This is a genomic window from Adlercreutzia sp. ZJ242 (assembly GCF_011038995.1).
Taxonomy (GTDB): domain Bacteria; phylum Actinomycetota; class Coriobacteriia; order Coriobacteriales; family Eggerthellaceae; genus CAAEEV01.
In genome coordinates this window covers 46,973-61,650 of the sequence record NZ_JAAKEE010000013.1, presented here as the reverse complement: position 1 = coordinate 61,650, position 14,678 = coordinate 46,973, and the positions used below count along the sequence as shown (strand labels likewise).

Here is a 14,678-nt window from a genome sequence, read left to right as displayed (position 1 = left end):
CACCACGACTAGCGCGCGGCTCGGGGGCGCGGCTAGGGGGCGCGGCTGCCTGCGCCCGCACGGCCGCTCGCGCCCGCACGGCCGCGCGTGAGCGGACCCGCGGCGCCCGCGTGCGCCCCGCATCCGCCCGCTGAGCGCGTTCGTAGAGTTTTCACGCCGACGCTGGACAGCGCGCGCGAGCTCGCGGACAATAGGCGAAGCGTTTTTTCGCGGGCATAACCGCAGCTAAAGCTAAGGAAGCAGCATGTTGAAGATAGTTGTGTCACCTGACCCCATCCTCGCCACGGTGTGCGAGCCCTGCACGCCGGGCGACAAGTCGCTCGAGCGCCTCGCCAAGCAGATGGCGCACGCCATGTACAAGAACTCCGGCTGCGGCATCGCCGCGCCGCAGGTGGGCGTCACGAAGCGCCTCGTCGTGATCGACGTGGACTACGACCCGGACGTCAAGTCCTCGCAGGAGCCGCTCGTGCTCGTGAACCCCGAGATCGTCGAGCTCCAGGGCGAGCCGGAGACGGCGGGCGAGGGCTGCCTGTCCTGCCCGGGCATCTCCGTGCCCGTCGCGCGCCAGCCCTGGGCGCGCGTGCGCTACTACGACCTCGCCGGCGACCTCTGGGAGGTCGAGGGCGACGGCCTGCTCGGCCGCTGCCTGCAGCACGAGATCGACCACTTGAACGGCCGCACGCTCTTCGAGAGCTGCGACCCCGTGACCCGCATCGAGGCGTTGCGCGCCTACGAGGAGGCGCGCGCCCAGGGCGCCCGCCCCGGCGACACGTCGATCGAGGTGAAGTAGGTTGCGCATCGTCTTCATGGGCACGCCGCCCTTCGCCGCCACCGTGCTCGAGGAGCTTGCGGCCGCACATGACGTGGTGGGCGTCTACACGCGCCCCGACGCCGTGCGCGGCCGCGGCAAGAAGCTCGTCCCCTCGCCGGTGAAGGAGCTCGCGTGCGCGCTCGGCCTGCTCGTCCTCACGCCGCGCTCGCTGCGCAGCGCCGAGGAGCAGGCCGCCCTCGCCGCCCTTGAGCCCGACGTCATCTGCGTGGCGGCCTACGGCGCCATCCTGCCGCGCGAGGTGCTCGACATCCCGCGCCTCGGCTGCTTGAACGTGCACGGCTCGCTCTTGCCGCGCTGGCGCGGCGCCGCGCCCGTCGAGCGCGCCATCCTGGCGGGCGACGCGGAGGCGGGCGTGTGCATCATGCGCATGGAGGAGGGCCTTGACACGGGCGACTTCTGCGTGAGCCGCCGCGTCCCCGTGGGGGACCTCGGCGCCGAGGGGCTCAGCGACGAGCTGGCGAACCTCGGCGCCCGCGCGCTCATCACGGCGCTCGCGCACGTGGAGGAGGGCGCCGCGCGCTGGACCCGCCAGGACGAGGCGCTCGTCACCTACGCGGACAAGATCGCCAAGGGCGAGCTCGACCTGGACCCGGAGGCGGCGGCCGACGTGAACGCGCGGCGCGTGCAGGCCTCGAGCGCGGCGCACCCGGCGCGCTGCGCCATCGCCGAGCGCGGCGTCACCGTGACGTCGGCGCGGCTCGCGGCGGACGGGGAGCTGCCCGAGGCGGCGCGCGGCCTCGGCGCGGGATCAACGCTCTTCGCGGGCAAGCGCCTCTTCCTGGGCTGCGCCGCCGGCGTGCTCGAGGTGCGCGCCCTCAAGCCGGACGGGAAGAAGGACATGGACGCGAAGGCGTTCGCCGCGGGCGTGCCCGCGCTGCGCGAGGGCGACGCGAAGTGGGGGAGGCGCCATGGGTGAGCGAGCCAACAAGAGGAGCTTCACGCAGTCGGGCCGCGGCGGGCGCGGGCAGGGCGGCGGCGCCCATCGCGGGCGCGGCGGGGCGAAGGGCGCCTCGCCCGCGCGCACCTCGGCGCTCGAGGCCGTGCGCATCCTGCGCGAGCGCGACGCCTTCGCGCAGGACGTCATGGAGAAGACGGTCGACGTGGCGCGCCTGAGCCCCGAGGACCGCGCGTTCGCCACGCGCCTCGTGCTCGGCGTGGTGAGCACCAGAGGCGTGCTCGACGAGGTGCTCAACCGCTGCATGCGCACCCCGCACGACGTCACGCCCGACGTGCGCGACGCGCTCCAGATCAGCGCCTACGAGATCCTCTTCCTCGACAAGAGCCCGCACGCCGCCGTCGACCAGGGCGTCGAGCTCGTGCGCGGCATCGCCCCGCGCGCGGGCGGCGTGGCAAACGCCGTGCTGCGCAAGGTGGCCGCCTCCAAGGCGAGCTTCCCCTTCGGGAACCCCGCCGCCGACGCGGCGGCCTACGCGCGCCTGCACGGCTTCCCCGCCTGGCTCGCCGCGCGCCTCGTGTCCGACCTCGGCGCGCAGGACGCGCACGAGCTCATCAAGGCGTCGAACGAGCCGGCGCCGCTGTACGCGGCCGTGTGCGCCGCGAAGGCGACGCCCGAGGTGGAGGACGAGGTCGTGGCCGACCTCGAGGCCGCCTGCGCCGCGCCCGAGCCCGTGGAGGTCGACGGCGCGCGCGTCGCGGGCTGCTACCGCCTCGCCGGCGGGCGCGCCCTGCTCGACGGCCGCGTGAAGCGCCACATCGCCAACGGGTGCCTGCTCGTGAGCGACGCGGCCTCCCAGGCGGTGGCGAGCCTCGTGCTGCCCGCGGACAGGCCCGCGTCGTTTCTGGAGGTGGGCGCCGGGCGCGGCACCAAGACCATCCTCATCCAGAGCAACGCGCAGCGCCGATACGGCGCGCAGGTCGACGGCTACGTGACGATCGACAACCACGGCTTCAAGACCAGCCTGCTCGCCGACCGCGCAAGCGACTACGGCGTGCACCTCGAGGAGGCCCTCACGGGCGACGCCGCGCGGCTTGGCGAGGCGGTCGGCGACCGCGCCTTCGACGTGGTGTTCATCGACGCCCCCTGCTCGGGGCTCGGCACGCTGCGCCGGCACCCCGAGATCCGCTGGCGGCTGCGCCCCGACGTGGTCACCGACCACGCGCGGCTCGGCCTGAGCCTGCTCGAGAGCGCCGCGGCGCACGTGGCGCCCGGCGGCATGCTCGCGTACGCCACCTGCACGGTGCTTCCCGAGGAGAACGCCCACGTGGTGGCCAGCTTCCTCAAGGGCGCGCACGGGGAAGGGTTCGAGCTGGTGCCCGTGCGCGGGCAGGCCGCCTTCGCCACCCGCGTGACGTCCGGCGGAACTGACGGGCACTTCTGCGCCATCATGCGCCGCAAAGCGCTATAATACGCTCTCAATTGGCCCACGACGAGACGTGAAGGAGGATAGATCGTGGAACCGAACATCAAAGAGGTGGCAAATCGCATTCGCGCGCTGCGTGAGGACATGGACCTGTCGATGCAGGAGATGGCTGACGCCACGGGGCGCTCGGTGGCCGAGTACGCCGCGCAGGAGTCGGGCGAGCACGACCTGTCCTTCACCTTCCTCTACAAGTGCGCCGAGAAGTTCGGCGTCGACGTGATCGAGATACTCACCGGCGAGAACCCGCACCTGACGGGCTACTCGCTCACGCGCGCGCATGACGGGCTGTCCATCAAGCGCCGCGCCGGCTTCGAGTACCTGCACAAGGCGCCGCACTTCCGCCACAAGCTCGCCGAGCCCTTCCTGGTCACGGCGCCCTACCTCGAGGAGGAGCAGGGCGTGCCCATCCACCTGTCGCGCCATGAGGGGCAGGAGATCGACTTCATCATCTCGGGCAAGATGCGCTTCGCCTACGAGGAGCACGTCGAGGAGCTCGAGGCGGGCGACATGCTCATGTACGACTCCGGCCGCGGCCACGGCATGATCGCCGTCGGCGGCGAGCCGTGCGTCTTCCTGGCCATTGTTCTCAAGCCTCACGAGGACAAGATTATTTAGGCGCTGCGCAGACGCGCCAGCGCCTAACAAATGCCGTCTTGTTCGCTTCGCGCAGCGACGTAAGGCCGCTGCGCCCTGATCGCTGAGGAATACTACCATGAGAAACATCAACCTTCGCTACGTGAGCGAGTCCTACGACGAGAAGGGCCTGCTCACCTCCTTCGACGTACACTACCCCGAGGACTTCAACTTCGGCTACGACGTGGTCGACGACATCGCCGTCGCCGACCCCGACCGGCGCGCCATGGTGTGGTGCAACCCCGAGGGCGAGCAGCACACCTTCACCTTCGCCGACATGAAGACGTGGTCGGACAAGACGGCGAACTACCTGGCGAGCCTCGGCATCGGGCGGGGGGACTACGTGATGGTCATCCTGCGCCGCCACTACCAGTTCTGGTTCGTGGCCACCGCGCTTGCCAAGCTCGGCGCCGTCATGGTGCCCGCCACCTTCATGCTCAAGGAGCATGACCTCACCTACCGTGTGAACGGCGCGGACATCAAGGCCGTCATCTGCACGAACGCCGGCGACATCGCGAACGTGGTGGACGCTGTGGCCGACGAGTGCCCCAGCCTCGTGACGCGCGTCCTGGTGAACTCGCCGGGCGCGGGCCTCACCCCGCGCGACGAGGCGGGCAACCTCCAGGTGGCGGAAGGCGAGCTCGTGGGAAGCACCCTGTCGGGCGAGGAGGGCGTCTGCGCCGCGCCCGTCGAGCGCGAGGGGTGGCACGACTTCAACACCGGCGTGCGCGCGGCCTCGGCCGACTTCGCCCGCCGCGAGACGCGCGCGGCCGACCCCATGCTCATGTACTTCTCGAGCGGCACGTCGGGCAACCCCAAGATGGTGCTGCATGACAGCGGGTACGCGATCGGGCACTTGATCACGGCGAAGCACTGGCACAACGTGCGCCCGGACGGCATCCACTTCACCATCGCCGACACGGGCTGGGGCAAGGCCGTGTGGGGCAAGTACTACGGCCAGTGGCTCATGGAGGCGTGCGTGTTCACGTACGACTTCGACCGCTTCCACCCCGCCGAGATCCTCTCGCTCGTGGGCAGGTACCACATCACCACGCTGTGCTGCCCGCCGACCATGTACCGCCTCATGATGCAGGAGGACATCGACGCGTTCGACCTGAGCACGCTCGAGTACTCCACCACGGCGGGCGAGGCGCTCAACCCCGACCTGTTCGACTTCTGGAAGGAGCACACGGGGCTCACCATCTACGAGGGCTTCGGCCAGACCGAGACGCCGCTCACCATCGCGAACCTCACGAACTCCACGCCGCGCGCGGGCTCGATGGGCAAGCCCGTGCCGCTGTACCGCGTGGCCATTCTGCGCGAGGACGGCACGGAGTGCAGCGTGGGCGAGACGGGCGAGATCTGCATCAACATCGACCCGCACCCGGCGGGCATCATGATGGAGTACTACCGCGACCCGGCCAAGACCGCCGCTGCGATGCACGACGGCTGGTACCACACCGGCGACACCGCGTGGGCTGACGAGGACGGCTACTACTGGTACGTGGGCCGCAACGACGACGTCATCAAGTCGAGCGGCTACCGCATCGGCCCCTTTGAGATCGAGAGCGTCATGCTCGAGCACGACGCCGTGCGCGAGTGCGCCGTCACGGGCGTGCCCGACGAGGTGCGCGGCAAGGCCGTGAAGGCCACCGTGGTCCTCGCCGAGGGGTTCGTGCCGTCCGAGGCGCTCACGCGCGAGCTGCAGAAGTGGGTGAAGAACAAGACGGCGCCGTACAAGTACCCGCGCATCGTGGAGTACGTGGACGAGCTGCCGCGCACCGTCAACGGGAAGATCCGCCGCGTGGCCATCCGCGAGGCGGACGAGGCCGCGGGCAAGGCGACCCCCGAGGGGCTGGTGTAGCATGGTCGCGGACGCCTGCGCCTCTGCCTGCGCCGCGGCACGCGCCGCGGGCGCGGAGCGCGCCGGCGGCGTGCCCTTCGCGCTCGCCCCGGTGAACGTGGTGGCGGGCCATTACGGCGTGGGCAAGACGAACCTCGCGATCAACCTGGCGATCGACGCCGCGCGGGCGGGGCATGACGTCACGCTCGTCGACCTCGACGTGGTGAACCCGTACTTCCGCTCGACCGAGTACCGCGGCGTGCTCGAGGAGGCGGGCGTCGACGTGGTGGCGCCCGTGTTCGCCGAGGCGGGGTCGAGCCTCGACGTGCCGTCCCTCACGGGCGCCGTCGTCCCCGCCGTCGAGCGCGCCTACGCCGACGCGGCGGCTGAGGATGCGGGGGGCGTTGCGGAAGGCGCGGAGGGCGCGTCCTCGAGCGAAGACGGCTCCGAAGCCGACCCGGCGCGGCGCGGTGCTCACCAAGCGAGTTCCGCACGAGCCGAAAGCGCCGGCGGCGCTTTCGAGCGAGCAGGACTGTTCGAGCGACTGAGCTCTGCGCCGTGCCGGGGCGGCGGACGCGATCGCATCGACGCCGCGCCGTCGCCCCGCACCGTCGTCATCATCGACGCGGGCGGCGACGACGCGGGCGCCATGGCGCTCGGCCGCTTCGCGCGCCACGTGGCGGCGGGCCCCTACGCGCTGGTCTACGTGGTGAACCGCTTCCGCAACCTGACGCAGGAGCCCGAAGAGGCCCTCGAGGTGCTCGCCGAGATCGAGCGCGCGGCGCATCTGCGCGCCACCGGCGTCGTGAGCAACGCGCACCTCAAGGCCGACACCACCGGCGAGGTGGTGGCGCGCGGCGCGGCGTTCGCGCAAGCGGTCGCCGACGCCGCAGGGCTCCCGCTCCTGTGCGTTACGGCGCCAAAAACGCTCACTCAGCCAGAATCCGACGAACTGTCATCGTTGCGAGGCGCCTTCAACCTGTATCCTGTTGAGCTGCGTGTGAAGACGCCCTGGGAATGAGGGCGCAGCATAGGTTAACCTCGCAGGGGTCGTCGTCTTCGGACGTTCGGCCCCTGCGCTTTAGCAAAGAAAGAGGTAAATCATGGCACGAATCATCGTGGACGAGGGCTTCTGCAAGGGCTGCGGCCTGTGCGTTGACGCCTGCCCGGTCCACATCATCGAGCTCGACCCGGCGCGCATCACGCCGAAGGGCTATCATCCGGCCCATTGCACGGACGAGGGAGCATGCACGGGCTGCACGTCCTGCGCGCTCATGTGCCCCGACGTGGCCATCACGGTGGAAAGGTAGGTTGAGGTGGCAGAGAAAGTTCTCATGAAGGGCAACGAGGCCCTTGCGGAAAGCGCCATGCGCGCGGGATGCCGCTTCTTCTTCGGCTATCCCATCACGCCGCAGACCGAGCTCGCGGCGTACATGTCCAAGCGCATGCCGAAGGTGGGGGGCACCTACCTGCAGGCCGAGAGCGAGGTGGCGGCCATCAACATGGTCTACGGCGCCGCGGCTGCCGGCGCGCGCGTGATGACGTCGTCCTCGAGCCCGGGCGTCTCGCTCAAGGGCGAGGGCGTGTCCTACATGGCGGGCGCCGACCTGCCGGGCGTCATCATCAACATCCAGCGCGGCGGCCCGGGCCTCGGCGGCATCCAGCCCTCGCAGTCCGACTACTGGCAGGCCACGCGCGCGCTCGGCCACGGCGACTTCCACATCGTGGTGTACGCGCCCTCGACCGTGCAGGAGATGGCCGATCTGGCTTACAGCGCCTTCGACGTGGCCGACAAGTACCGCACGCCCGTGATGATCCTCGGCGACGGCATGCTCGGCCAGATGATGGAGCCCGTGGTGCTGCCCGAGCCCATCGACCCGGCGACGCTGCCCGAGAAGCCCTGGGCGACCACCGGGCATGCGCACCAGCGCCCGCACAACGTGATCAACTCGCTGTACCTCACCGCCGACGAGCTCGAGAAGCTCAACTTCGAGCGCTACGAGCGCTACGCGGTGATCGAGCGCGACGAGCAGTGCGCGGAGACCTACCTGACCGAGGACGCCGACGTGGTGGTCGTCGCCTTCGGCGCGGCGAGCCGCGTGGCGCGCAGCGCCGTGAACGCCGCCCGCGAGCGCGGCGTGAAGGCGGGGCTCCTGCGTCCCGTGACGCTGTGGCCGTTCCCCAAGCGCGTCCTCGAGGAGACGATCCCCACCGCCAAGGCATACTTGAGCGTCGAGATGAACATGGGCCAGATGGTCGACGACGTGCGCCTGGCCGTCAGCGGGCGGGCGCCGGTTGACTTCTACGGCCGCACGGGCGGCGTGATCCCCACGCCTGACGAGGTACTGGAGCGCATCTGCGCGCTGAGCGAGAAGGTCGGTGAGTAAGCATGACCGAGGAAAAGAAGGAAGCGAAGGTCGTCTTCGAGCGCCCGCACGCGCTGCTTCCCGTGGTGACGAACTACTGCCCGGGCTGCGCGCACGGCATCGTGCAGCGCCTGGTGGCCGAGACCCTCGACGAGCTTGACGTCGAGGGGCGCACGGTCGGCATCGCGCCGGTGGGCTGCTCGGTCATGGCGTACGACTTCTACGGCTGCGACATGATCGAGGCTGCGCACGGGCGCGCCCCGGCGGTGGCCACCGCCGTGAAGCGCGTCCACCCCGGCAACGTGGTGTTCGCCTACCAGGGCGACGGTGACTTGGCCTCCATCGGCATGGCCGAGACGGTGCACGCGGCCACGCGCGGCGAGAACATCACCATCATCTTCATCAACAACGCCATCTACGGCATGACGGGCGGCCAGATGGCCCCCACGTCGCTGCCGAACCAGGTGACGCAGACCTCGCCCTACGGCCGCGACGTGGCCACGGCGGGCTATCCCGTGCGCGTGTGCGAGCTTCTGAGCTCGCTCGACGGCGTGGCGTACCTCGAGCGCGTGACCGTGGACACGCCGAAGAACGTGCGCAAGGCCAAGCGCGCGATCAAGAAGGCGTTCCAGACGCAGGTCGAGGGCCGCGGCTACTCGCTCGTCGAGGTGGTCTCCACCTGCCCCACGAACTGGGGCATGACGCCGCAGGACGCGTTTGCGTGGATGCGCGAGAACATGCTGCCGTACTACCCGCTCGGCGTCTACAAGGACGTGGTGGCCGACGGCTTCGCGAACGCCGCCGAGGCCGCCGCGGCCCGCAGCGCCGCATGTCCCATCGCACACCCCGAGGCGATGGCGGAAGGAGGTGCGCGATGAGTCGCGAGCTTCAGATCGTGCTCGCCGGCTTCGGCGGGCAGGGCGTGCTCTTCGCCGGCAAGGTGATGGCGTACGCGGGCCTCATCGAGAACCGCGAGCTGTCGTGGCTGCCCTCCTACGGCCCCGAGATGCGCGGCGGCACGGCGAACTGCTCGGTCACGCTGTCTGACGAGCCCATCGGCAGCCCGCTCGTGACCACGCCCGACGTGCTCGTCGCCATGAACCAGCCGTCGTTCGACAAGTTCATCGACGTGGTGCGCGAAGGCGGCGTGGTCATCGCCGACACCGACATGGTGCCCGAGCTCAAGGAGCGCGAGGGCGTGAAGGTCGTGGGCGTCCCCGCCACCTCGCTCGCCGAGGGAGCGGGGCTCAAGGGCCTCGGCAACATCGTGCTGCTCGGCAAGCTCTGGGCCGAGACGCAGTTCTGCGAGCGCGCCACCGTTGACGCGGCCATCGAGAAGTGCGTCCCGCCGCGCAAGGCAGCGCTCATCGACAAGAACAAGCAGGCCATCGGCCTGGGAATCGAGGCATGAGCATGGACGAGCTGAAGGAGATCGGCCTGCGCATCCAGGGTCTGCGCGAGGCGTGCGACATGACGCCCGAGGAGATGGCGCGCGAGCTGGAAGTGAGCGTCGAGCAGTACCTGAGCTGGGAGGAGACGGGGGCTGACGTCCCTATCTCGGCCATCTACCACATGGCGCACGAGTTCGGCGTCGACCTCACCGAGATCCTCACGGGGACGGCGGCGAAGCTCGACACCTACCACGTGGTGCGCCGCGGGCAGGGCAAGGAAGTCGACCGCTACCCGGGCTACCACTACGACGACATGGCGTGGCGCTACTCCAACAAGATCATGCAGCCGCTCGTGGTGGTGCTCGACCCCTCTGACGAGCCGGCGAAGCTCGTCTCTCACCAGGGGCAGGAGTTCAACTTCGTCATCGAGGGCTCCATCGTGGTGACCTTCGACGACAAGGAGATCGTGCTTGACGAGTGGGACAGCATCTACTTCAACCCCACGCACCCGCACGGCCAGCGCTGCCACGGCGACAAGACCGCGAAGTTCATCACGATCATCGCCGAATAGCCGCCCGCTCGTCCGCGCCGAGCCGCGGTGTGCAGCGTCGAGGGCGTGCGGCTGTGCTCACCAAGCGAGTTCCGCACGAGCCGAAATGCTTGCTAAGCATTTCGCGCGAGCAGGACTGTCTGAGCGACTGAGCATTGCCACACGCCCTCGACGCGAAGGGATTATGCGTGCTTCGGCACAAGGATAGGAAGCGTCAAAACGCACAGCTGTGCTCACCAAGCGAGTTCCGCACGAGCCGAAATGCCCTCTGGGCATTTCGCGCGAGCAGGACTGTCTGAGCGACTGAGCATTGCTGCGCGCTTTGACGCGGAGGGACAGGAGAAGCAAGGAACCTCATGGATTACATCTTGAAGAAATACTGCCCCCGCATCGAGTTCGACTCGTACGAGGACTTCTACGCCAACTTCCGCATCGACGTGCCCGAGGTGTTCAACTTCGGCTACGACGTGGTGGACGAGTGGGCGCGCGTCGAGCCCGGCAAGCGCGCGCTTCTGTGGTGCGACGACGCGGGGGAGGAGCGCACCTTCACCTTCACCGACATCTCCCGCCTGTCGAACAAGACGGCCAACGCCTTCCGCAAGATGGGCATCGGCAAGGGCGACGTCGTCATGTGCATCCTGCGCCGCCGCTGGGAGTACTGGGTGGTGGCCACGGCGCTGTGCAAGCTGGGCGCGACCATCATCCCGGCGTCGCTGCAGCTCACCAAGAAGGACATCGTGTACCGCGCGAACAGCGCGAACGTGAAGATGATGGTGTGCGTGGACGACGACTACGTGTGCACCCAGACCGAGCTCGCGCTGCCTGACGCGCCGACCATCACCAACCGCGTGGTCGTGGCGGGAGGGCGCGAAGGCTGGACGAGCTTCGACGAGCTGATCGCCGACGAGCCCGACGCCTTCGAGCGCCCCACCGGCGAGGCGGGCGTCACGAGCAAGGACATCATGCTCATCTACTTCACGAGCGGCACCACGGGCAACGCGAAGGCGGTGTGCCACAACTTCGCGCATCCTCTGGGCCACATCATCACGGCCAAGTACTGGCAGCAGGTGCATGAGAACGAGCTGCACATGAGCGTGACCGACTCGGGCTGGGCCAAGTTCGGCTGGGGCAAGATCTACGGCCAGTGGATCGCGGGCGCCACGGTGTTCGTGTACGACATGATGAAGTTCGTGCCCACCAAGCTGCTGCAGAAGATCCAGGACTACAAGCTCACCACGTTCTGCGCGCCGCCGACCATGTACCGCTTCATGCTGCAGGAGGACGTGGCGGCCTATGACCTGTCGAGCGTGCAGAACTTCGCCACGGCGGGCGAGCCGCTGAACGCCGAGGTCACCATCCAGTGGGAGCGCCTCACGGGCAAGAAGATCCGCGAGGGCTTCGGACAGACCGAGGGACCGGTGCTCCTGGCCACCTTCCCCTGGGTCGAGCCGCGCCCCGGCTCCATGGGCAAGCCGTCGCCCCTGCTCAACATCAAGCTGCTCGACGACGACGGCGTCGAGGTGGAGGACGGCGAGGAGGGCGCCATCTGCGTCACGGGCCTGAAGGAGGCCTACCCGCCGGGCCTGTTCGTGGGCTACTACCGCGACGAGGAGCGCACGCGCGAGGCCGTGGGCGGGGAGTACTACAACCTGCATGACATGGCGTGGCGCGACTCCGACGGCTACTGCTTCTTCGTGGGGCGCAACGACGACGTCATCAAGTGCTCGGGCTACCGCATCGGGCCCTTCGAGGTGGAGAGCGCGCTCGTGGAGCACCCGGCCGTGGTGGAGTGCGCGGTGACGGCCGCGCCCGACCCCATCCGCGGCAAGGTGGTGAAGGCGACCATCGTGCTCGCGCGCGGGTACGAGCCCTCCGACGAGCTGGTCAAGGAGCTGCAGAACCACGTGAAGAAGACGACGGCGCCGTACAAGTACCCGCGCATCGTCGAGTTCACCGACGAGCTGCCCAAGACCATCGGCGGCAAGATCAAGCGCAAGCTCATCCGCACGAACGACGGCGTGGTGGACTAGCGCCGAAGTCAACCGTATTCAAAGAGCGTCGGAGGGGCGCCCGTGAACTGCGGGCGCCCCTCCGTTCTGCTACGGCATGCGATCTTTTCGCGTCGTCCGAGATGTGAGATGGCGTTCAGCCGGGCAGGGTGTCGTGGTCGTAGATGCCCACCATGCGGATTATTCGCTTGCTCTCGCGCTTGAAGTAGACGACGAGCACGTCGTCATCGTAGATGTGGAACTCGAAGTGGCATCCGTCGGCGAAGGGTCGGTGAACGAGCGGATGGTCGTCCCATCCCGCCTCATCAACGTAACCCTTGTCCGCGAGCTCGCGGATGGCGTCTTTCACGATGCCGATGATCTCGATGATCTGCTCGCGCGTGTACTTCCGGCGCAGCGGCTTCAGCCCGAGCCAGAAGCGATCGGACGCTTTGACGAGGTAGCGGCTCATTGACCCACCTCGTCGGGGGAGATCCCCAAAGCAGCCAGGACGTCGTCTGGTATATGCAGGGCATCTCCGGCATCGTCGGGAATGAGGCCGAGCTCCTGCGCCTCGGCGTACACCATGTCGCGGCGCACGTTCTCGGCGAGCTCAGCAGCAGCTCGCCCGGTGAACACGCCGTCGAAGGGGGTGCGGCCCTCGTTGGCCACCTGCGTCACCATCATCTTCATCGCCATCGGCGTGGTGATGCCGTTGCGCGCGAAGGCGGCGTCTGCGCGCGCCCTCACGTCATCGTCCACCGTGATCTGAATGAGGGACATACGGGTCTCCTTTGCTATGGGATTCCATTGGATTTTCATTATAGCATGCTGCTCTTTCTTCGTAATCGTATCGCTGCATAGGTATGGAAGCAGGGGTTGCTTGCTAGGGAACAACCATCTATGCGCAATAACGATTTGCCGTATTGCAACTTGCTACGTTGTTGCGATCAAAAATCTTTATCCGGCGACGGAACTCCGCCGAAGTTGAACTCAACATCACGGTATAGAAGATCTTGAGGTAAGAGGGAAAAAGGCTCTCTCGCTTCCTTGAGCCTATGCATTGTGGTCTGCAGCTGATGGTTGAGCCTGTCTTCGCCGAAAAAGTATTTGACCTCATTTCCGCCGTGCTCCTGCTCGAATTTGTCTAGTTTGCTTCTGGCTTCCTCTTCTTACCCTCGACGGCGTCGCTCGTTCGCCTCGTCGAGGCGGTGCTCGCGGACCAGGGCGAGGGCTGGTCGGCGAGGAGGTGCTTCAGCGGCCCGTCGATGGCGAAGGCCTTCGAGCGGCCCGAGCCCGAGCCGGAGGCGTGCGACGTCGGGGAGATCGCCAAGAAGGCCGCAACCGTAATCGAGATGGCCAAGGACAAGAGTGTTGCCATCGGGAAGAGGGCCGCTTAAGATGTAGCCAAGACGATCCTGTTCAAGACGATGTTCCGCTTTCTCGGCCGGGTTCTACGGCCTGCCCTCCGAAACGGAATCGGCAAGCATCAACATCAGGCATACTATCCTAAGCGAGGTGAGATCGATGGTTGAAGACGTCAAGCTGCTGTTTCACGGCAGCTATCTGCCGGTGAGGGAGCCGCGCGTCACAGCGGGAGCCTATGCGAAAGACTTTGGCGAAGGCTTCTATCTCACGCTTCTGCAGGAGCAGGCGGAACGATGGGCGCTGAGGAAGTTCCGAAACCTCAGGCGCACAAACCCTGAGGCTCGCCCCATCGTCACCGTCTATCGCTTCGAGAAGAGCCACGCTGTGAAAAATTGCCCCTCGCTGCTGTTCCCGCAGATGAGCGACGAGTGGCTCGATTTCGTCGCCTCATGCCGAGGCGGAGTGCCCCATGGCTTTGCCTATGTCGAGGGCCCTATGGCCGACGACAAGGTATACAACTTCGTGGAGTCCTTTCTCGCGGGAACCATCGGGCGCGACGAGTTCTGGAGGAAGGCGCGGTTCAGCTACCCCACCCATCAGGTAATGCTCGCGGACGAGGCTCTTCCCTTCCTTCATTTCGCGGAATCGTACGACGTTGAGGAGCGATGATGATCACCTATCCTGTCCTCACCCGCTCGACCGTTGTCAAGAGGTTCGAGTTCGACGATGTGCGCTACACGGTTGCCGTGCTCCTCGCAATGGCGCGGGGCATGGGAGCGACCCTGAGGGAGCTCGTCGACCTCCTTTGCTTGGGGGACGACGACATCGCTGATCTGATCGATGACGCCCCCTGCAACCATGCCCTTCCGTTCGAGGCTGCCGTCGGCGAGATGCTCCTGCGCTTCGGCGCGTGCGCCGACGCGGCTCCGATTCCCTCCTATGGCTCCGTCGAGGGCGAGGCGGAGATGCCCGCTCTTCTGGTGGAGCTCGTATCGTTCAACAGCGAGCTCGATGAGCCCGCGGCGCTCTACGGGCTCATGTGCGACGGCACGCTCGACTGGCTGGGCAGCGACGACTTCAGAAGGCTGCCCGTCCCCCTCAACCAGGTTGCCAGCGAGCGAATCGCGCTCGTTGCCGACATGACAGCCGCCTAGCGAGGCGCTTCATCCTGGTCTGGGAAGATCCTCAATTGCCACTGCTGCGCTTTGCGTAAATCGATGAAATACCAACAGAATATCAACGGTCGCCGTGCGGCGTCCGCCATGAGGTGCCAAACGCTATCGATTGCGCGCAAGAAAGGGGAACCAATCGCATCTGTTTACCAAA

At 67.5% G+C, this 14,678-nt stretch carries 17 protein-coding genes; 15 read left to right on the top strand and 2 right to left on the bottom strand.

The window, feature by feature from the left end:
- The first annotated feature begins 244 nt into the window (after positions 1-244).
- The 12 genes from def to G7Y49_RS04875 all read left to right on the top strand — a co-directional run bounded on the left by def (position 245) and on the right by G7Y49_RS04875 (position 12,026).
- Positions 245-790 (top strand): peptide deformylase, encoded by a 546-nt coding sequence (def, locus tag G7Y49_RS04930; RefSeq protein ID WP_165171669.1) that lies wholly within the window; start codon positions 245-247, stop codon positions 788-790.
- A gap of 1 nt (position 791) precedes the next feature.
- Entirely contained in the window at positions 792-1,748 is a 957-nt protein-coding gene (gene fmt, locus G7Y49_RS04925; RefSeq protein ID WP_165171667.1) for a methionyl-tRNA formyltransferase, read from the top strand.
- Positions 1,741-3,198 carry an RsmB/NOP family class I SAM-dependent RNA methyltransferase gene (locus G7Y49_RS04920; protein ID WP_165171665.1) on the top strand — a complete coding sequence of 486 codons (1,458 nt, stop codon included), beginning with the start codon at positions 1,741-1,743 and terminating at the stop codon, positions 3,196-3,198. Before fmt ends, G7Y49_RS04920 begins: the two co-directional genes overlap by 8 nt.
- A gap of 45 nt (positions 3,199-3,243) precedes the next feature.
- Positions 3,244-3,828: a helix-turn-helix domain-containing protein gene (locus G7Y49_RS04915; RefSeq protein WP_165171663.1), complete on the top strand. Its 585-nt coding sequence runs from the start codon at positions 3,244-3,246 to the stop codon at positions 3,826-3,828.
- A 97-nt stretch (positions 3,829-3,925) separates the two neighbouring features.
- A complete protein-coding gene (locus tag G7Y49_RS04910) occupies positions 3,926-5,710 on the top strand; it encodes an AMP-binding protein (RefSeq protein WP_165171661.1) in 1,785 nt (594 codons plus the stop codon).
- 1 nt (position 5,711) lies between these two features.
- Positions 5,712-6,710: a ParA family protein gene (locus G7Y49_RS04905; protein ID WP_165171659.1), complete on the top strand. Its 999-nt coding sequence runs from the start codon at positions 5,712-5,714 to the stop codon at positions 6,708-6,710.
- An 82-nt stretch (positions 6,711-6,792) separates the two neighbouring features.
- Positions 6,793-6,999, top strand: coding sequence for a 4Fe-4S binding protein (locus G7Y49_RS04900; RefSeq protein ID WP_165171657.1), 207 nt, complete (start codon positions 6,793-6,795; stop codon positions 6,997-6,999).
- Between the two features lie 6 nt (positions 7,000-7,005).
- A complete protein-coding gene (locus G7Y49_RS04895) occupies positions 7,006-8,076 on the top strand; it encodes a 3-methyl-2-oxobutanoate dehydrogenase subunit VorB (protein ID WP_165171655.1) in 1,071 nt (356 codons plus the stop codon).
- Between the two features lie 2 nt (positions 8,077-8,078).
- Positions 8,079-8,933, top strand: a complete 855-nt coding sequence (locus tag G7Y49_RS04890) for a thiamine pyrophosphate-dependent enzyme (protein ID WP_165171652.1) — start codon at positions 8,079-8,081, stop codon at positions 8,931-8,933.
- On the top strand, positions 8,930-9,466 hold the full coding sequence (locus G7Y49_RS04885) for a 2-oxoacid:acceptor oxidoreductase family protein (protein ID WP_165171650.1): 537 nt from the start codon (positions 8,930-8,932) through the stop codon (positions 9,464-9,466). The genes G7Y49_RS04890 and G7Y49_RS04885 overlap by 4 nt, the downstream gene beginning before the upstream one ends.
- Positions 9,467-9,468: 2 nt before the next feature.
- Positions 9,469-10,017 (top strand): helix-turn-helix domain-containing protein, encoded by a 549-nt coding sequence (locus tag G7Y49_RS04880; RefSeq protein WP_165171648.1) that lies wholly within the window; start codon positions 9,469-9,471, stop codon positions 10,015-10,017.
- Between the two features lie 335 nt (positions 10,018-10,352).
- A complete protein-coding gene (locus G7Y49_RS04875) occupies positions 10,353-12,026 on the top strand; it encodes an AMP-binding protein (protein ID WP_165171646.1) in 1,674 nt (557 codons plus the stop codon).
- Positions 12,027-12,141: 115 nt separating this feature from the next.
- On the opposite strand, the gene G7Y49_RS04870 is transcribed toward G7Y49_RS04875, so the two are convergent.
- Entirely contained in the window at positions 12,142-12,456 is a 315-nt protein-coding gene (locus G7Y49_RS04870; RefSeq protein ID WP_165171644.1) for a hypothetical protein, read from the bottom strand.
- The gene (locus G7Y49_RS04865) at positions 12,453-12,767 is read right to left on the bottom strand and encodes a type II toxin-antitoxin system RelB/DinJ family antitoxin (protein ID WP_165171642.1); all 315 of its coding nucleotides are present in this window, start codon (positions 12,765-12,767) and stop codon (positions 12,453-12,455) included. Before G7Y49_RS04865 ends, G7Y49_RS04870 begins: the two co-directional genes overlap by 4 nt.
- 428 nt (positions 12,768-13,195) lie before the next feature.
- Here G7Y49_RS04865 and G7Y49_RS04860 point away from each other — a divergent pair, with 428 nt between their 5' ends.
- The 3 genes from G7Y49_RS04860 (at position 13,196) to G7Y49_RS04850 (ending at position 14,506) form a co-directional block, all read left to right on the top strand.
- On the top strand, positions 13,196-13,384 hold the full coding sequence (locus G7Y49_RS04860; RefSeq protein WP_165171640.1) for a hypothetical protein: 189 nt from the start codon (positions 13,196-13,198) through the stop codon (positions 13,382-13,384).
- Between the two features lie 127 nt (positions 13,385-13,511).
- Complete coding sequence (locus tag G7Y49_RS04855) at positions 13,512-14,021, top strand: DUF3990 domain-containing protein (protein ID WP_165171638.1); 510 nt, start codon at positions 13,512-13,514, stop codon at positions 14,019-14,021.
- Positions 14,021-14,506 (top strand): hypothetical protein, encoded by a 486-nt coding sequence (locus G7Y49_RS04850; protein WP_165171637.1) that lies wholly within the window; start codon positions 14,021-14,023, stop codon positions 14,504-14,506. The genes G7Y49_RS04855 and G7Y49_RS04850 overlap by 1 nt, the downstream gene beginning before the upstream one ends.
- The last annotated feature ends 172 nt before the right edge of the window (positions 14,507-14,678 follow it).